A 17,327-nucleotide genomic window follows, 5' to 3' on the forward strand; every position below is an offset into this window, starting at 1 on the left:
CCTTTGTTGATCAAGCAAGCATACGCACACCGGCAGGGGCAGGGAAGTGCCCCGAATTGCATTTATCTACGCTGACGGCGAAGCGCCCACGGGCGCCTGCGAGCCCGTGGATTCGCCGGCGAGAATCCGTGCCACCCATGAATGCGCGGCCTGGAATGCCTCGTCGGACGTATGCGCCGGCACTACGGGCGCTTGCGCATCTGCCCGGCCGTAGGACCCCAGGAACCGTGTGGCAGGGCTGATGCGGTGGAGGCCGGCCAGGGCGTCGGCCACCCGCGCATCGCCCACATGCCCGTCGGCGTCAATGCTGAAGAAGTAGTGCCCCAGGTACTGCCCGGTGGGCCGGGATTCGATCCGGCTCAGGTTGACGCCGCGGGTGGCGAACTGGTCCAGGATCTCCATCAGGGCGCCGGGCCGGTCCTCGGGAAGCGGCACCACCACAGTTGTCTTGTCCGCGCCGGTCCGCTCCGGCAGAACGCCCGGCCGGCTGACCAGGATGAAGCGGGTCACGGCTCCGGGGTTGTCGCCGATGTTTTCTGCCAGCACGTGCAGCCCGGGCTGCTCCGCGGCGACTATCGGTGCGCAGATGGCTGCATCATAGTGCGGGTCATCCTCCAGCAGCCCCATCGCCGCAGCCGCCGTCGAGGAACCGGGGATGTATTCCGCACCAGGGATGTTCTGGTCCACCCACAGCCGGCACTGCGCCCAGGCGTGCCCGTGGGTTGAGATCCGGCGGATCCGTGACAGCTCGACGCCGGGCCTCGCCACCAGCACGAAGCTGATGGGCACAAGGGCTTCCCGGATGATCCGCAGTTCCTGTCCGGTGGCGATGGCGTCCAGGGTGGCCGTGACGCCGCCCTCCACGGAGTTCTCGATGGGCACCATGGCAGCATCCACGGAGCCGTCCCTGACCTTGTCCAGCGCCGCGTTGACGTTGGAGGACGGGATGCGCACCGCTTCGGCTGCATCCGGTACCTGCATGAGCGCCGCTTCCGTAAAGGTGCCTTCGGGGCCGAGGAAGGTGTAGGTGCGGCGGGCGGCGGGCATGGATATTCCTTTACGGGTATGGGAAGGGCCAGGTCAAACGGAGGGCTCTACAGCACCACGGGCTTGAGGCCGTTATCGGACACCAGCGGCTTGCCGGACTCCAGCCACTGGTCCATGCCGCCGGCCACATTCACTGCGGAGTAGCCCTGCCCCACCAGCCACTGCGCCGCGCGGAAGGAGCGGCCGCCGGTCCGGCAGATGACGTACAGGTCCTCGTCCGGGTCGAGGTCATCCAGGCGTCCGGGCAGCTGGTCCAGTGGGATGTGCAGGGCGCCCTCGGCGTGGCCGGCCGCCCATTCGTAGTCCTCCCGGACGTCCAGGAGGGTGGCGTCCGCCGGGACGTCCTTCACGGTGACGGTATCGAAGTCGCTCATGGGAGTCCTCTCCTCGGCTGCAAGCTGTCAGGTCTCAAGATCCGGGGGTCTTAGGCCCCCAGGTCTCAAGCTCTCAGCTCCAGCGTATCGCCAGCACAGCAGCCCGCACCCTTCGGCCGGCACAGGTTACGCTGATCCGAAGCCCCGAGCCGCCCCAAACCCGAGCCGCTCAAAAAGGAGCACAGCAAAGGAGCACAGTGTCCGCCCCACAGAGCCTGGCTGACATCCACCGCCTGCCGGCCATCCAGCTGCGGGCAGCGCTGCATTCCGGCGAACTTTCCGCCCGCGAGGTCACGGCCCACTTCCTGGCGCGCATCGAGGAAACGAACCCCAGGCTGGGGGCTTTCATCACCGTCACCGGCCCCAGGGCCATGGCCGAGGCCGCCGCGGCCGATGCCCTGTTCGCCCGGCATCGCCCGAACCAGCAACTCCCGCCGCTGCACGGGATGCCCGTCGCCTTCAAAGACCTCACCGATGTTGCCGGCGTGGTCACCACCCACGGCAGCGCCGCGCTGGACCGGCGGCCGGCGCCGGCAGATGGTGCCCTGGCGGCCGTTCTCCGGGGTGCCGGAGCGATCTCGCTGGGCAAGACGCAGGTGCCCGAATTCGGGCTGACGGCCTACAGCGAAAACCGCATCGCTCCGCCGTCGCGCAATCCTCACGCCCTGAGCAGGAGCTCGGGCGGTTCCTCCGGCGGCAGTGCCGCCGCCGTGGCGGCGGGGCTGGTGCCCTTCGCGCCCGGGACCGACGGAGGCGGCTCGATCCGGATCCCTGCGGCGGCATGCGGCCTGCTGGGCCTGAAGCCCGGCCGGGGTGTTGTCCCGGCGGGCGAAAGCAACGGCGATCCTGCCGGTCTGGTGGTGGCCGGACCGCTGGCGCGCTCGGCCGCCGACGCTGCCCTGCTGCTGGATGCCCTCGCCCCCAACGGCTTGGGAGCTCCGGATTCCGGGATGTACTTGGATGCCGTCAGCCGGACACCCGCCGCGCTGCGGATCGGCGTCAGCATGGACAGCCCGTGGGCTGGAATCTTCCCCTTCACGCCTGACCGGGAGGCGCTGGACGCACTGGACGCCGGCATCCGGCTGCTCACCGGAGCCGGGCACGACGTCGTCGAGGCTGGGATCAGGTACGACAACCGCTACCCGGACGCCTTCACCACCGCATGGACGGCCGGGGTGGGGTCGGCCCGGATCGCGCCGCACCGCGAGGCCCTGCTGACGCCGCTCACGCGCACCTTCCGGCGCCGGGCTCAGCAGCGCAGCGCTGCCAAGCTCAACGAATGCCTGGCGTTCCTGCGGCAGTTTGAGCGCGACACGCTGGCCCAGTACTCGGCCTGGGACGTGGTCCTGACGCCGGCGCTGGCGCAGACGCCGCGCCCCGTGGGCTGGTTCACGGGGTCGGGGCACGGGGACGGCCGGTGGCCGGCGTCCGAATGGGCAGGCGACGCCGACGGCGACTACCGCAGGCAGTGCCAGTTCGCACCGTGGTCGTCCATGGTCAACGTCTGCGGCCTGCCGGCCATCAGCATTCCCGTCCATTGGACGGGCGGCAGCCCCGGAACGGGGCTGCCGATGGGCATCCAGCTGATTGGCCGGCCCGGCTCGGAAGCCCTGCTCCTGCAGGTCGCAGCCCAGATTGGGTTCTAGCCGGTCAGATGGTGCCGGATGTGCCGGCGACGCTTGCCAGGACAGTGAGCCCCACGATCGCGAGGACAGTGAGAACAAGGCCGAGGTAGCCCATCACCAGGCCGGCAATGGCGAGGCCGCGGCCCGACGGTTCACGCCGCATAGCCATGTGCCCCAGGATCACAGCGGCCAGTTGCGGGAGGATGAAGACTCCGAAGCCAAGGTAGACCGCGATGCCGCAGCACAGGCTGGCAATGCTCAGGCCCTTCGGCTGGGGCATACCGCCGTAGTACGACGGCTGGCCGTACGGGCTGGAGTACTGCTGCCCGTATTGCTGACCGTACTGGTAGCCGTACTGCTGGCCATAAGGGCTGGTCTGCTGGCCGGCGTCGCCGTACTGCCCGCCATACGGCTGGCCGCCATACTGCTGCCCGCCATACTGCTGGCCACCGTACGGCTGGGCACCGTACGGCTGCCCGGGCGGGGCCGGGATGTCCGGGCCCTGGGTGCCGTACGACGGCTGTTGGCGGGTGTCGGGCGCCGGCTCGTCGCCGGATCCGGGACGCTGCTCTGTCATGGAAATCCCCTCATGTGGTCCTGAACAGAACATTACCGCCGCCACCGCGGCAAAGGCCCGGGCTCACTTGGGGAGCAGCTCCCACACCAGCCACAGGGGCGGGGCCAGCAACGCCGCAGAAACCAGGCCCGCAACGAGGGACCTGCCCACAACGCGCAGCACGGTGCCCGGCCGCTGCTCACGGCGGTACCGGTCAGGGGGCGGAACCTGGCGGCTGTGGACCGGCCGCCGGGCCTGGTCCGCCGTGCCCGGGCGGCGCGCGCCGTTACCTGCCGGAACACGACGACCTGCGGACGGACCGCCGGCGTCCGGCCGGTAGCCCGGGTTCCGGACCGCGCCGGTATCCGGGACCTGCGGCCGGGTGAGGAGTTGCCCAAGCTGCGCGTACAGCAACAGAACCGCCGGCGCATCCAGCACGTCCGGCAGGCCGGCCACAGCGGCCGCGAGGCAGTCAATCCCCCGGACCTCGATGCCCGAACCGGTGGTGCCCTGCAGTTCGGGCTGTGCAGTCAGGCAGATCAGGGAACGGACCAGCCTCCGCCGTTGCGGCGGCAGGACCGCAGCCACCGCGCCTGCCTGCGCCAGCGCTGTTTCCTCAGCAGGAAACCGGTCATGACCGTTCTGCAGGAGCGTGCCATCCACAACCTCGACGTGGCCGGACCAGTTCTTGGCATTGACCACCACCACACCGCCGGGTCCTACCAGGACATGTTCCAGCCGGGCCAGCGGGCGGCCCGGCCAGTGAACGTCGTGCAGGAGGAACCAGCCGTAGGCTCCCAACTGGGCGAGCTTTTCGGCCACGAGATGGGAGCCGTTCCCTTCAACAAACGGCCCGGTACCAGCTGAGCCGCTGACACGGTGGCGCGCACCGCCGCGGCCTTCACGGTCTGGGGCTCCGGCCTCAGTGGGGGCGAGGTCGCGCTTCAGCCGCGCGATCCGCTCGGAGGCGAGCCTCGTCCGTTCAAATGCTGCATCTCCAGCCCCCATGGTTCACCTCTGCATTGCTTGCTCGTCTTCCAAAAATCCGGCCTGATTCAACCGGCCCAAATCACCGGGCGGTAAATGAACCGGCGCCGAAACGACCGGCAGAATTACCGGGTCCAATCGGACCGAATTTCCTGCCGCAGGACTGCGCGGCCAAAATTCAGCCACAGGCTTCCGGGACGTTTCCGCTGGTCCGGACGCCCGGCGTCGTAACTGGCACCGGGAGTTCCTGCGGTTTGAACGTAACAGCCGCCCCGGTGGCGGGTATATAAGTACTTTTGCGGCACTACTCAGTTTTTGTGCCCGCTAAAAGCAAGTAGTCCGGCAAAATTCGTGACATTCTGCGTCACAGGGGCCGGATTCCGGACACTCGATGTTGCCCTTTGCCGTCGTCTGGCATGCTGGTGCCATGGCTAGCCGAGCGGGCACAGTTGCCCAACCCCAAGACCTTGTCGACCTGACCGCACTGCTCGACGCGTACTACGACGTCAAGCCTGACCTGGGGGATCCCGGCCAGCGCGTGGCATTCGGAACCTCCGGGCACCGCGGGTCAAGCCTGAAGGCGTCCTTCAATGAGGCGCACATCCTGGCGATCACGCAGGCGATTGTGGAATACCGCGCAGGACAGGGCATCACCGGCCCGCTGTTCCTGGCCAAGGACACCCACGGACTGAGCGAGCCGGCGCAGAACTCTGCCCTTGAGGTGCTGGCCGCCAACGGCGTGAAGGTCCTGATCGACGCGCGGCATGGCTACACCCCCACCCCGGCCCTCAGCCACGCCATCCTTACCTACAACCGCAACGCCCCGGCCGGGGCCCCGCAGGCTGACGGCATTGTTGTTACGCCCAGCCACAACCCGCCTGCCGACGGCGGATTCAAGTACAACCCCCCGCACGGCGGACCCGCCGACACCGACGCGACAGGCTGGATCGCCAACCGCGCCAACGAGCTTCTGGAGAACGGGCTCCGCGGCGTGAAGCGGATTCCGCTGGCACAGGCCCTCGAGACCGAAACCACCGGGAAGTTCGATTTCCTAAGCAGCTACGTGGACGACCTGCCCTCCGTCCTGAACCTGGACGCCATCCGCGACGCCGGGGTCCGGATCGGCGCGGACCCCATGGGCGGGGCATCCGTGGACTACTGGGGCGAGATCGGCGAACGCCACCAGCTGAACCTCACGGTGGTGAACCCCACGGTGGACCCGCAGTGGGCCTTCATGACCCTCGACTGGGACGAGAAGATCCGGATGGACTGCTCCTCCCCCTCGGCCATGGCATCCCTCATCAACCGTATGGCTGTTGGTGCCGACGGGTCCGCCGCCTACGACGTCGCCACCGGGAATGACGCCGACGCCGACCGGCACGGCATCGTCACCCCCGACGGCGGCCTGATGAACCCCAACCACTACCTCGCGGTGGCCATCGACTACCTCTACCGCAACCGCAGCGGCTGGAACCCGAACTCCGTCGTGGGCAAGACCCTCGTGTCATCTTCCATCATTGACCGCGTGGCGGGCGGCCTGGGCCGCAAGCTCGTGGAGGTGCCCGTGGGCTTCAAGTGGTTCGTCCCGGGCCTGCTCTCGGGCGAAGGTGCCTTCGGCGGCGAGGAATCGGCCGGCGCCTCGTTCAACAAACGGGACGGCAGCGTCTGGACCACGGACAAGGACGGCATCCTGCTGGCGCTGCTGGCCTCGGAGATTACCGCCGTCACCGGCAAGTCGCCGTCCCAGCTTTACAAGGGGCTGACAGACCAGTTCGGGGCCCCGGTCTATGCGCGCATCGACGCCGCCGCCACCCGGGACCAGAAGGCTGCCCTCGGCAAGCTGTCCCCGGAGGATGTCACCGCCACTGAGCTGGCCGGCGAGACCATCACCGCGAAGCTGACCAAGGCTCCGGGCAACGGCGCCTCGATCGGCGGGCTGAAGGTGGTCACCGAGAACGCGTGGTTCGCGGCCCGCCCGTCGGGCACCGAGGACGTCTACAAGATCTACGCCGAATCCTTCAAGGGTGCCGACCACCTCCAACAGGTCCAGGCCGAAGCGAAGGCCCTGGTGGACGGGGTCATTTCCTAGGCGCTGCCGGGGAGAATGACCGGCTAAACCTGTCCAAACAGGACTAATATTGGAAGTGGCCCGGATGCATGCCTTGCAGTTCTGAACTGCAGAAATACTGTCCAGAATGCCTCCGGAATGTCCCCCATATTGCCGGAGGCATTCCGTGTCCGGGGACTTGCAACTAGACGGTGCGGACCACGTCTTCGTAGGCGAACTTGGGCTTCGCATCGCCCCAGGCCTCCGGGCCGGGCTGGCCGATGTTCACCACCAGGAAGCTCTTCTGGTCCCCGGCCGGGAAGAATTCCGCGTCGATGACGGAGAAGTCCGCGCCGGTCATCGGGCCTGCCGCGAAGCCGAGCGAGCGCACGGCCAGGATGAAGTAGCCGGCCTGCAGGTGCGCGTTGTTGTTGCCGGTGGACGTTGCCAGGTCCGGGGAGGCGTCGTACATCGCCTTGGGGGCGTTGTAGCCGGGCAGGAAGTTGTCCCATTGCTCGTGCCACGCGGTGTCGTAGCTGAGGATCGCCACCAGAGGTGCGGACGCGGTCTTGGCCCGGTTGCCCGAGGACAGCGCAGCCACGAGCTTGGCGCGGGCCTCCTCGGAGCGCACATAGGTGACGCGCAGCGGCTGGGAGTTGAAGGCCGTCGGACCGAACTTGGTCAGTTCGTAGATGGCGCGCGCCTGCTGCTCGCTGACCTCACCGGTGAAGGCGTTGGCGGTACGGGCCTCGGCAAAGATGGCGTCCACGGCGGCGGAATCGATCACTGCTTCTTCATGGGCGATGGTCATTCGCGCCCCTTTCGCTCGGCCGGCCCCGCTGTGCGGCGTCGGGCAGTACTGGTTGCATTCGTTAGGTCCAACGGCATCCACTGGCGCGCTCTTCCCGGAACGGCCAATTAGCCGGCGTGACGTTTAACACACCGCGGGCCCCTTCCCCGATGGCGCACGCTGCTGTTTTACCGCGCGGAGTGCTGCTCGAAAGCTCTCTCGCGCCCGCGTCCGGCGGGGTATTCTTGCTCCTGAAGATCCAGCCCGGCGAGCGGGCACACTTCCCTCCGAAAGGCCCCGCCAATGAGCATGCTCGGAATCAAATGGAAGCTGCACGGCAACGGCAAGGCCGTCCGTCCGGGCGAGGTGGTGGCTCCCGGCGAACGGCTCGCGTGGCCGCTGACCATCGGCGTCGGGATGCAGCACGTTGTGGCCATGTTTGGCGCCACCTTCCTGGTGCCGATCATCACTGGCATGCCGCCGGCCACCACCCTCTTCTTCTCCGGCATCGGCACGCTGCTGTTCCTTGTGATCACCCAGGGCCGCGTTCCCAGCTACCTTGGCTCGAGCTTCGCGTTTATCGCGCCCATCACGGCATCCCAGCAGCAGTTCGGCATCCCCGGCGCGCTGGGCGGGGTAGTGCTCGCCGGGGCCGGGCTCGCGGTGATCGGCGCGATCGTGCAGAAGTTCGGGGCCGGCTGGATTAACCGGCTGATGCCCCCGATTGTCACCGGCGCCATCGTCGCCCTGATCGGCCTCAACCTCGCTCCGGCGGCCAAGAACAACTTCGATGCCGCCCCCGTAACGGCACTTGTCACACTGGCCACCATCATCGTGGTGGGCGTCCTGTTCCGCGGGATCCTCGGCCGCCTCAGCATCCTGGTGGGCGTGGTGGTGGGCTACTTGGTCGCCATGATGCGCGGCGAAGTGAACTACGCCAAGATGGACGCCGCCGCCTGGGTGGGCCTCCCGCACTTCCAGACCCCGGAGTTCCACCTCGGTGTGGTGGGCCTGTTCGTTCCGGTCGTCCTGGTCCTCGTGGCGGAGAACATCGGCCATGTGAAGTCGGTGTCCGCCATGACCGGGATGAACCTTGACGGGGTTTCCGGCCGTGCGCTGATGGCCGATGGTGCCGCCACGGTGCTCGCCGGCTTCGGCGGCGGCTCCGGCACCACCACCTATGCGGAGAACATCGGCGTCATGGCCGCCACCAAGGTCTACTCCACGGCTGCCTACTGGGTGGCCGGCACCTTCGCCATCCTGCTGAGCTTCTCGCCGAAGTTCGGTGAACTGATCGCCACCGTTCCGCCCGGCGTGCTGGGCGGCGCCGCCACCATGCTGTACGGCATGATCGGCATCCTCGGCGTCAAGATCTGGGTCCAGAACAAGGTCAACTTCTCCAACCCGGTGAACCTGACCACGGCCGCGGTGTCCCTCATCATCGGCATCGCTGATTACACCTGGGTCGTAGGGGACCTGAAGTTCACGGGCATCGCGCTCGGTTCAGCCGCGGCCCTGGTGATCTACCACGGCATGAAGGCCATCGCGAAGGCACGCGGCACCGCCGCCGAACCCGAGACCGAGCAACAGGGCCTCCCGCCCGCCGCGAAGGCAGCCATCAACGCCGCAGCGAAGAGGCAGCCCAAGAAGCGCTAGCTGCTTCCCGGGCTGCCTCCGAAGGGTCCCGCTGCCTTTAGCCGGCGTCGAACGTTTCGTCCTCGTCGTTGGGCGACTTTTCCTGCGGCAGGTCGTTCCCGCTGCCATCCGGAATGCCGGCAGCCTCCTGCTCCGGCTCCGAGGAGAACTGCCCGGAACCGGAGTCATCAGCATTGCCCTCGTCGATTTCAGCGTCCGCCGACGGCACGGCGGTGCCCCCGTCCTCGGCGCCCGCTCCGGGTGACGCGTCAGGGTCACGCGGCAGCGGCGACTCACCGGGGACCGGATCGAAGCCGGCCACGCTGCTCTCGCTCTCCGCGTGCAGCTGGTCGTCCGTGCCGCCAAAGCGTCCGGCACCGGGTTCGCCCGAGCTGTCCTGGTCCTCCTCAGCGAAGTGGCTGAGGTTGGGCGTGCCGGTCTGGAAGGTCTCCCCCTCGGGGCTGTTCTGGTTCAGGCCCGCGGCATCGAAGTCCTCCTCTTCGCGGGGCTGGGCAAACTGCTGGCCGCCGGCTTCCTGTTCCGCGGTGGGGGTGCCGTAGCCTCCAACTTCCTCTTCGGGGGCTGCGTGCTGGTTGTCCTGGCTCATCTGTTCCTCCTGCTTGGTGGGGAATTGCTTGGCTGGGAATTGATTGTGGCCGCGAAAAATTTAGAGACCCTTGCCGCCGGTGACGGGAACCACCGCCCCGGACATGTATGAGCCGGCATCGGACGCCAGCAGGACGTACGCCGGAGCCAGCTCTGCGGGCTGGCCGGCCCGCTGCAGCGGGGTGTCCTGGCCGAACTTGGGCAGCTTGTCCGGCCACTCGGTGGCGGGGATGAGCGGCGTCCAGATGGGCCCGGGCGCCACGGCGTTGACGCGGATCCCCTTGGGGCCGAGCTCCTGGGCCAGGGCCTTGGTGAAGGCCACCTGGGCCGCCTTGGTCATGGCGTAGTCGATGAGCCCGGGGGACGGGTTGAAGGCCTGGATGGATGCCGTGGTGATGATCGAGGCACCCGCGCCCAGGTGCGGCACCGCCGCCCGGGCCGTCCACAGCAGCGAGTACAGGTTGGTCTTGAAGACGCGGTCGAATTCCTCGGTGGGCAGCGATTCCAGGCTGTCACGGTTCTTCTGGTAGGCCGCGTTCAGCACCACCACGTCGAGCCGGCCGAACTCGGCGACGGCGTCCTGCACAATCGACGTGCTGAAGTCCTCGTTCCTGCCGTCGCCGGCGAGGAGCAGTGCCCGCCGGCCGGTCTTGCGGATCCATTCGGCAGTGTCCTGGGCGTCGTCCTCCTCCTCGGGGAGGTAGGAGATGGCGACGTCGGCCCCTTCACGTGCGAAGGCGATGGCCACCGCCTTGCCGATGCCGGAGTCACCGCCCGTGATGAGCGCGGCCTTGCCCTCCAGCGCACCGCTGCCCTCATAGCTCAGCTCGCCGTGGTCCGGCTGCGGATCCATGGGTGCGGTCAGGCCGGGCTGTTTCTGCTCCTGCTTTGGAAAGGGCCCTGAATGGTACGTTCCCCGGGGATCACCGGGCTGGTCAGACTGCTTGGCTGGGTCGGTCATTCTTCACCTGCTCACGTTGTCGGGCTGCCGGTTGTTCGAACCTAACGCAGGTTTGAGGAGCAAGTCCACCACCTGATACAAAGTTAGTCAGCAAACTTAGCATTTGTTGTATTAGGTTCGACTTGAGCCTAGGTTTGAGGCAAGCCCGCCCGCCGTGGGCCAGACAGAGGAGGGTTCATGAGCGATCCGGACGCACCGGCTGGCAGCGGCAGGAACGAGACCCGGGAGGAGCAGCTCGACCGGAACTGGATGGAGCTGATCCAGGAGTTGCGGGTCCTGCAGACCGGCGTCCAGATCCTTGCCGGTTTCCTTTTGACACTCCCGTTCCAGCAGCGTTTTGAGACCCTTGACGACTTCCAGGTCATCCTCTATCTCGTGAACGTGGCCCTCGCCGCGCTCACCACCGCCTTCATTCTCCTGCCGGTCAGCGTCCACCGCCGGCTGTTCCGGAAACGGCTCAAGGCAACCCTCGTGGCGAGCGCGGACAACATCACCAAGATCGCCCTCGGCGGGGTGGCCGCCCTCAGTGTGGGAACCGCCGCCCTGGTGTTCGACGTGACCGCCGGGCGGCAGGTGGGCCTGATCGCCGGGGGCGTACTGCTCGCCGTGCTGGCCATCCTTTTGGCCTACGTGCCCGTGCACCTGCACCGGAGGGCCAAAAAGGAGGGAGACTGACGCGTCAGCCTCCCTCCTTCTCCAGTCCACTTCCGGCCCCTAGGCCCCTTCCAGCACCTGGCGGGTGGCCCACGTGAGGTACTTGCCGGCGTCGGAGATGGCGTCCTGCGGGCTCGGCGCCACGTCCAGAAGCTGCGCCGCGGCCACCACGCCGTGTTCCGCCAGTTCCTCAGCCGTGACGAGGATCCGCCCGGCCACCGCAACCACGGGAATGCCGCGCTCCCGTGCCGCCTCCGCGAGCGCGATTGGCGCCTTTCCGGTGAGTGACTGGGAGTCCATGGACCCCTCGCCCGTGATCACCAGATCGGCGTCGGCAAGGCGCTCGGGCAGTCCGGTCAGCCCTGCAACCAGCGCGAAGCCGCCTTCCAGCGTGGCTTCGGTAAAGGCCAGGAACGACGCCGGGAAGCCGCCGGCCGCGCCGGCGCCCGGAACGTTGACATCCCGGCCCGTTGCCTCGCGGAGGAGGGACGCCCAGTTGCGCAGGCCGGCGTCGAGCTTTTCGATGGCGTCGTCGTCGGCGCCCTTCTGGCGGCCAAAGACGTGCGCGGCACCGGTGGTGCCGTAGAGGGGGCTCTGCACATCGCAGGCGATCCGGAACCGCACGGCGGACAGCCGCGGGTCCAGCCCGGAGACGTCCAGGGTTACGACGTCGGCCAGCGAGCCGCCGCCCAGCGGCACCACGTTCCCGGCAGCGTCGAGCGGCTTCAGGCCCAGCGCGCGCAGGGCGCCGCTGCCGGCGTCGGTCATGGCTGACCCGCCGACACCCAGCACGATTTCGGTGGCTCCGGCGTCCAGCGCGGCGGCGATGAGCTGGCCGCAGCCGTAGCTGTGCGCGCGCAGGGAGTTCTCCGGCGTGGGCTCCATGTGGGCCAGGCCGGAGGCCTGTGCAGTTTCGATGACGGCGGTTGTGGCGCCGGAGGCGTCCTTGTGGAGCGCCCAGGCGGCGCCGATCGGGGCCAGGATGGGACCAACTACGGCGTTGATCCGCTCCTCGTAACCGGCGGCAACGGCGGCTTCGAGGGTTCCCTCGCCGCCGTCGGCCACCGGGAACTGGGTGGTGACGGCGTCCGGGTAGACGCGGAGTGCACCCTCGGCGATGGCGGCGGCGGCTTCGACGGCGGTGAGTGATCCCTTGAACTTGTCAGGGGCGATGAGGATACGCATGCCCCCTATCCTGCCATTTCGCCTCCGGAATGCGATTGCCGGGCGCGTAATGGAAGTCACACAATGCAGCCGGTCAGCTGCGGGCGTCCTCCTGTCCTGCGTACGTCGCCAGCAAAGCCGACGCACCCTCGCCGGATCCGCCCTCAGCGGCCAGCGCGGAGCGCATGCCGTCCAGTTTTTCCGCCCCCGCCGGGAACGGTGCCAGGAGGGGCACATCCGGATCGGTCAGAACCTCGATTACAACCGGGCGTTCGGCGGCGAGCGCCCGGTCCCAGGCGCCGGCCAGCTGCTCCGGGGAGTCCACCCGGATGCCCGTCAGCCCCAGCAGCTCCGCGTATCCAGCGTACGGGAAGTCCGGGATCTCCTGGCTGGCCGGGAACATCGGCTCGGCCTCATTTTCCCGTTGCTCCCACGTGACCTCGGCCAGGTCACGGTTGTTGAACACGCACACCACGAAGCGCGGGTCCTCCCACTGCCGCCAGCGGTGCGCCACGGTGACCAGCTCCGCGATGCCCGTCATCTGCATGGCACCGTCGCCGGCCAGCGCCACCACCGGCCGGCCGGGCCGGGCCAGCTTGGCCGCGATCCCGTACGGAACCGAGCAGCCCATGCTGGCGAGCGTCCCCGAAAGGTGCGCCGGCACTCCCGGCGGAAGCGCCAGCTGGCGGGCGTACCAGTAAACGCAACTCCCGACGTCGATACTCACCTGGGCGTTGTGCGGCAGGCGGCTGCTGAGCTCCCGGACCACGAGCTCCGGGTTGACGGGATGGGCGGGAACGCGGGACCGCTCCTCGGACAGGGAGCGCCAGCTGCGGACCTGTTCCTCCACCTCCGCCCGCCACTGCTTGCGGGCTTCAGGCTGCGGCCGCTCGCCTGGCTGACCGCCTGTATCTTTGAGCCGCTCCGCCAGCCGGCGAAGGGTCTCCGCGGCATCGCCCACGAGACCCACTTCAACGGGGTACCTGTTGCCGACCTTCCGGCCATCGATGTCCACCTGGACGGCGCGGGCAGTGCCGGGCTCCGGATAGAACTCGGTCCAGGGGTCGTTGGAGCCGATGATCAGGAGGGTGTCGCAGCTCCCCATCAGGTGGGCGCTTGCCGTGGAACCGAGATGCCCCATGGTGCCCGCGGCGAACGGCAGCGACTCATCCATGTACGGCTTACCCAGCAGGCTGGTGGTGATGCCGGCGTTCAGGTGTTCCGCCAGGGCGACCACCTCGGCCTGGGCGTTCTTCGCGCCCTGCCCCACCAGGAACGCCACTTTGCTGCCGGCCCGCAGCACCTCGGCGGCCCTGGCCAGGTCGTCGTCATGGGGCAGCACCCTGGCGGGTTGCCATTCCGGCGCGGTGACCACAATGCCGTGCTGCTGCCCCAGCTCGGGGGCCGGGGCGCTCTGCACATCGTGCGGCACGATCACGACGCACGGGGTCCGGGTCTCCAGAGCGGTTCGGAATGCGCGGTCCAGCACCATTGGCAGCTGTTCCGGGGTGCTGACCATCTGCGCGAACTGCGCCGCCACGTCCTTGAAGAGTGTGAGCAGGTCGATTTCCTGCATGTATGCGGATCCCAGCACGCTGCGGCTCTGCTGGCCAATGATGGCCACCACCGGGACGCTGTCCAGCTTGGCGTCATAGAGGCCGTTGAGGAGATGCACCGCACCGGGCCCCTGGGTGGACGTCACCACACCCACCTGCCCGGTGTACTTGGCGTGGCCCACAGCCATGAAGGCCGCCGTCTCCTCATGCCGGGCCTGGACGAATTCGACGCCGTTGCTGCCGCCCCCGTTGCCGCCCCCGCCGTTGCGGCGGAGCGCGCCCATGAAGCCGTTGATGCCGTCCCCGCTGTAGCCGAAGACCCTGTTGACGCCCCATGCCTTGAGGCGCTCCACCATTACATCGGCCACCAGTCGGTCAGCCATTCCACACTCCTTCTGACGGTTGTCCTGTTCTGAAGGCCGTCCCGCCTACTCGCCGTGCCCCTGGTCGCCGCTCATCTGGTCCTCCGCCGGCGGCGTCTCACCGGGGGGCACTCCCCCGCCGGGCTCGAGGCCGGTGACGTTGCCGTTCAATGGATCGGGGTTGGGCGTGGCAGCTGAATCCGCGCGGTCGCCGCTGCCGGATTGGCCGGTCTTGGCGGCGTCCCGGTCCGGGTTGGCGGGGTCGTTTTCGGGATGGTATGTGCTCATGGTCGTGGTCCTCCTTAGTTCCGGCAACACTGGACTAATTGTAAGCATGCTGATAATTCTGGAACAGTCAGATGCCGCAGAGTCCGGCCCCGCCGGAACGTATCGAAGGAGCAAACTGATGGGAATCGGCGACAGCATTGGTAAAGCAGCTGAAAACGCTATGGAGGACCTGGCACGGACGTCCGAGCCGACCGACGACGCCCATGTGCCCGAACCTGGCTCAAAGGACGACGACATCCAGGTCCATTCCTCCATCAGCGAAGGTTCCAACGCCAGGGACGGTGAGGCCGGCCCGCGGGCGGGCGTCCACACGACCTACACACCGCAGGGCCCAGGCACGGAGGCGAGCGGCGGCCAAGGCACCGCCGGCACCACCGGGCAGCGGGGCCCAGAACAATCAGGCACAGAACAACCAGGTACAGAACAACCAGGCACGGATGACGCAGCCGGCCCGGCGACGTCCGGCGGCATAGGGGTGGCCGGCGCCACGGATGCGCCCGATGCGGCACGCGGGGTACCCGGCCCGGCCGGGCTTCCCGATCCGGACCCGGACGAACTGCGCGCCGACCCTTCCGAGGGGGATCAGGATCCAGGCACGGGCCTGGGCCGCGGCTAGCGTTAGTCCCCCTGCCGGTTAATCCCACTGCCCGCGGGCCTGCAGGACTTCCTTCAGCAGGTCGGCGCGATCCGAGACGATCCCGTCCACGCCGAGGTCGAGCAGCCGGTGCATCTCGGCGGGGTCGTTGATGGTCCAGACGTGCACGTACAGGCCCAGCGAATGCGCGCGGTGCACAAAGGCCGGCGTGACAACGGGAATCGCCCGGTAGCGGACCGGCACCTGCAGGGCGTCAACGTCGCGCAGCGCCCGCTGCAGCACGGCCCGCACCGGCGACTCCAGTCCGCGGACGCACAGCAAAGGTCCCAGGACCAGGAAGAGGGCGTTGCACAGGGTCCCCGCCGACGAGGCGGTCCTCCGGCTGAGCTGCTTCAGGACCGCGCGGCGGCGGCCGTCGGAGAAACTGGCAATCAGCACCCGGTCATGCACCTGGTGGCGCTCGATCGCCGCCACGACGCTGGGCACGGAGCGCCAGTCCTTGACGTCGAGGTTGAACCGCGCGGCCGGAAACGCTGTCACAAGTTCATCGAAGGTGGGCACGGGCTCCGTTCCCCGGATCCCTACCCGCCTTACCTCGTCCGCGGTGAGGTCGTGGATCCTGCCGTGGCCGTCGGTAATCCGGTCCAGGGTGCGGTCGTGGAAGAGGAGCAGCTCGCCGTCGGAGGTGGTGTGGACGTCCGTCTCCAGGTGGGAAAAGCCAAGATCGACGGCGGCGCGGAACGCCGCCAGCGAGTTTTCCAGGCCCGCCAGTGAAAATCCGCGGTGCGCCATGGCCAGCGGACGGCCCGGCCCGGCGGGAGGGCCGGAAGGTGGTTCGGCGGCGGAGAAGTATGGGAGGCGTCCGGTCACCTTCGAAGCTTAACGGAGCGCCTTCAGGCCGGCAGGATGTCCACACCGTCACTGCAGTGCAGCAGGGTGCGGCCGCGGCCGCCGTCGAGATCCACCCACACCGCGGTACGGTCCGGCATGACGGCCGAAACGCGGCCACCTGTTTCAAACCCCGGCGACAGCCGGACGGTGACCCTGTCCCCCTCGCGCAGCGCAGACCAGTGCGGGGACGGCTCTGCCGGGCGCAACGGGGCCTCGGCGGCGATACTGGTCTTTTTCCTGGCCACGACGTCCCCTATCGGTCACTCATCCAACACGCCACACCCTAGGGTGCTCACATGAACGCAAGTTGACCGCCAGCCGGGAGTTCGGTGGCAGGCCGGCGACGGCCGGTTTACGGCAGCTGGAGGCCCAGCGCTGCGAGCCTTTCCTCGAGAATCTGGGCCACGCCGTCGTCGTCAAAATGCGGCGCCTGCTGCCCCGCTGCCCGGATGGCTTCCGGGTGGCCGCTGGCCATCGCGTAGCCCTGGCCCGCCCAGCGGAGCATCTCGATATCGTTCGGCATGTCGCCGAACGCCACAACGTCAGCCGCGTCGATACCCAAAGATGCAGCGTACTCGGCCAGGGTGACTGCCTTGTTGATTCCCGGCACGGCAAGCTCCAGCATGGCGACGGTGGGCGCCGAGTGCGTGACGGAGGCAAGGTTCCCGACGGCGGGGCCCACCTGCGCGAGGAACTCGTCGGCGGTGCCCTTCCGGACTATGGCAAGGAACTTGACGACGGCGTCCTCCGCAGTGAGCGTCGAGTCCAGCGGGGCGGGGGTGAATTCGGACAACAGCTCGCTGGAGCCGTTTTCGATGAAACCGGGCTCCAGGTGGAAGCCGGTGAGGGTCTCGGCGGCGAAGAGGGCTGTGGGGCGAAGTTTCTTGATGATGCGGCGGATTTCGAAGATGTCGTCAATGGCCATGGTCTGGGCCGAGACAACCTTGTCCTCTTCGAGGTCCCACACCACGGCGCCGTTGGAACAAATCACGGTGCCCGTGTGGCCGAGCTGCTCCTCGAGCGGGTGCAGCCAGCGCGGCGGGCGGCCGGTGACAAAGACGAGTTCGACGCCGGCACTCCGGCAGGCGTGGAAGGCACGGACGGTGCGGTCACTGATTTTTCCGTCGTGCCCCAGGATCGTTCCGTCTATGTCACTCGCTACCAACCGCATGGTGCCAGTTTACGTGGG

Annotated in this window: 18 protein-coding genes; 5 read left to right on the forward strand and 13 right to left on the reverse strand. The window is 68.0% G+C overall.

Going from position 1 to position 17,327, the window contains the following annotated elements:
* Positions 1-66 precede the first annotated feature (66 nt).
* Both pheA and ACFUTU_RS11890 read right to left on the reverse strand, forming a co-directional pair.
* Entirely contained in the window at positions 67-1,047 is a 981-nt protein-coding gene (pheA, locus tag ACFUTU_RS11885; RefSeq protein ID WP_377964425.1) for a prephenate dehydratase, read from the reverse strand.
* Between the two features lie 47 nt (positions 1,048-1,094).
* On the reverse strand, positions 1,095-1,421 hold the full coding sequence (locus tag ACFUTU_RS11890) for a rhodanese-like domain-containing protein (RefSeq protein WP_377964427.1): 327 nt from the start codon (positions 1,419-1,421) through the stop codon (positions 1,095-1,097).
* A gap of 215 nt (positions 1,422-1,636) precedes the next feature.
* Between ACFUTU_RS11890 and ACFUTU_RS11895 the strand changes: the two genes are divergently transcribed.
* Entirely contained in the window at positions 1,637-3,067 is a 1,431-nt protein-coding gene (locus ACFUTU_RS11895) for an amidase (RefSeq protein WP_377964479.1), read from the forward strand.
* A 4-nt stretch (positions 3,068-3,071) separates the two neighbouring features.
* On the opposite strand, the gene ACFUTU_RS11900 is transcribed toward ACFUTU_RS11895, so the two are convergent.
* Positions 3,072-3,623, reverse strand: coding sequence for a DUF4190 domain-containing protein (locus ACFUTU_RS11900; RefSeq protein WP_377964429.1), 552 nt, complete (start codon positions 3,621-3,623; stop codon positions 3,072-3,074).
* Between the two features lie 63 nt (positions 3,624-3,686).
* Entirely contained in the window at positions 3,687-4,610 is a 924-nt protein-coding gene (locus ACFUTU_RS11905) for an NERD domain-containing protein (protein ID WP_377964431.1), read from the reverse strand.
* A gap of 406 nt (positions 4,611-5,016) precedes the next feature.
* On the opposite strand from ACFUTU_RS11905, the gene pgm reads away from it, so the two are divergent.
* Positions 5,017-6,678 (forward strand): phosphoglucomutase (alpha-D-glucose-1,6-bisphosphate-dependent), encoded by a 1,662-nt coding sequence (gene pgm, locus ACFUTU_RS11910; protein ID WP_377964433.1) that lies wholly within the window; start codon positions 5,017-5,019, stop codon positions 6,676-6,678.
* Between the two features lie 163 nt (positions 6,679-6,841).
* Here pgm and ACFUTU_RS11915 read toward each other — a convergent pair whose 3' ends face one another.
* A complete protein-coding gene (locus ACFUTU_RS11915; protein ID WP_377964435.1) occupies positions 6,842-7,447 on the reverse strand; it encodes a malonic semialdehyde reductase in 606 nt (201 codons plus the stop codon).
* Positions 7,448-7,729: 282 nt separating this feature from the next.
* Between ACFUTU_RS11915 and ACFUTU_RS11920 the strand changes: the two genes are divergently transcribed.
* Positions 7,730-9,082 (forward strand): uracil-xanthine permease family protein, encoded by a 1,353-nt coding sequence (locus tag ACFUTU_RS11920; RefSeq protein WP_377964437.1) that lies wholly within the window; start codon positions 7,730-7,732, stop codon positions 9,080-9,082.
* 37 nt (positions 9,083-9,119) lie between these two features.
* Here ACFUTU_RS11920 and ACFUTU_RS11925 read toward each other — a convergent pair whose 3' ends face one another.
* Both ACFUTU_RS11925 and ACFUTU_RS11930 read right to left on the reverse strand, forming a co-directional pair.
* On the reverse strand, positions 9,120-9,668 hold the full coding sequence (locus ACFUTU_RS11925; RefSeq protein ID WP_377964439.1) for a hypothetical protein: 549 nt from the start codon (positions 9,666-9,668) through the stop codon (positions 9,120-9,122).
* A gap of 60 nt (positions 9,669-9,728) precedes the next feature.
* Positions 9,729-10,628 (reverse strand): SDR family oxidoreductase, encoded by a 900-nt coding sequence (locus ACFUTU_RS11930; RefSeq protein WP_377964441.1) that lies wholly within the window; start codon positions 10,626-10,628, stop codon positions 9,729-9,731.
* 177 nt (positions 10,629-10,805) lie between these two features.
* Here ACFUTU_RS11930 and ACFUTU_RS11935 point away from each other — a divergent pair, with 177 nt between their 5' ends.
* Positions 10,806-11,303 carry a DUF6328 family protein gene (locus ACFUTU_RS11935; RefSeq protein WP_377964443.1) on the forward strand — a complete coding sequence of 166 codons (498 nt, stop codon included), beginning with the start codon at positions 10,806-10,808 and terminating at the stop codon, positions 11,301-11,303.
* Positions 11,304-11,342: 39 nt separating this feature from the next.
* Here the strand turns inward: ACFUTU_RS11935 and ACFUTU_RS11940 are convergent, their stop codons facing one another.
* The 3 genes from ACFUTU_RS11940 to ACFUTU_RS11950 all read right to left on the reverse strand — a co-directional run bounded on the left by ACFUTU_RS11940 (position 11,343) and on the right by ACFUTU_RS11950 (position 14,652).
* Positions 11,343-12,467 carry a glycerate kinase gene (locus tag ACFUTU_RS11940; RefSeq protein WP_377964445.1) on the reverse strand — a complete coding sequence of 375 codons (1,125 nt, stop codon included), beginning with the start codon at positions 12,465-12,467 and terminating at the stop codon, positions 11,343-11,345.
* Between the two features lie 73 nt (positions 12,468-12,540).
* Entirely contained in the window at positions 12,541-14,385 is a 1,845-nt protein-coding gene (locus tag ACFUTU_RS11945; RefSeq protein WP_377964447.1) for a thiamine pyrophosphate-requiring protein, read from the reverse strand.
* 45 nt (positions 14,386-14,430) lie between these two features.
* Entirely contained in the window at positions 14,431-14,652 is a 222-nt protein-coding gene (locus ACFUTU_RS11950; RefSeq protein ID WP_377964449.1) for a DUF6480 family protein, read from the reverse strand.
* 118 nt (positions 14,653-14,770) lie between these two features.
* Between ACFUTU_RS11950 and ACFUTU_RS11955 the strand changes: the two genes are divergently transcribed.
* Entirely contained in the window at positions 14,771-15,268 is a 498-nt protein-coding gene (locus ACFUTU_RS11955) for a hypothetical protein (RefSeq protein ID WP_377964451.1), read from the forward strand.
* 18 nt (positions 15,269-15,286) lie between these two features.
* Here ACFUTU_RS11955 and ACFUTU_RS11960 read toward each other — a convergent pair whose 3' ends face one another.
* The 3 genes from ACFUTU_RS11960 to ACFUTU_RS11970 all read right to left on the reverse strand — a co-directional run bounded on the left by ACFUTU_RS11960 (position 15,287) and on the right by ACFUTU_RS11970 (position 17,309).
* On the reverse strand, positions 15,287-16,117 hold the full coding sequence (locus tag ACFUTU_RS11960) for a glycerophosphodiester phosphodiesterase (RefSeq protein ID WP_377964453.1): 831 nt from the start codon (positions 16,115-16,117) through the stop codon (positions 15,287-15,289).
* Between the two features lie 23 nt (positions 16,118-16,140).
* Positions 16,141-16,383, reverse strand: coding sequence for a hypothetical protein (locus ACFUTU_RS11965; protein ID WP_377964455.1), 243 nt, complete (start codon positions 16,381-16,383; stop codon positions 16,141-16,143).
* A 107-nt stretch (positions 16,384-16,490) separates the two neighbouring features.
* Complete coding sequence (locus ACFUTU_RS11970; protein WP_377964457.1) at positions 16,491-17,309, reverse strand: HAD family hydrolase; 819 nt, start codon at positions 17,307-17,309, stop codon at positions 16,491-16,493.
* Between the last annotated feature and the right edge of the window lie 18 nt (positions 17,310-17,327).

Origin of the sequence: Arthrobacter sp. NPDC057388 (assembly GCF_042668165.1) — a bacterium.
GTDB lineage: Bacteria > Actinomycetota > Actinomycetes > Actinomycetales > Micrococcaceae > Arthrobacter.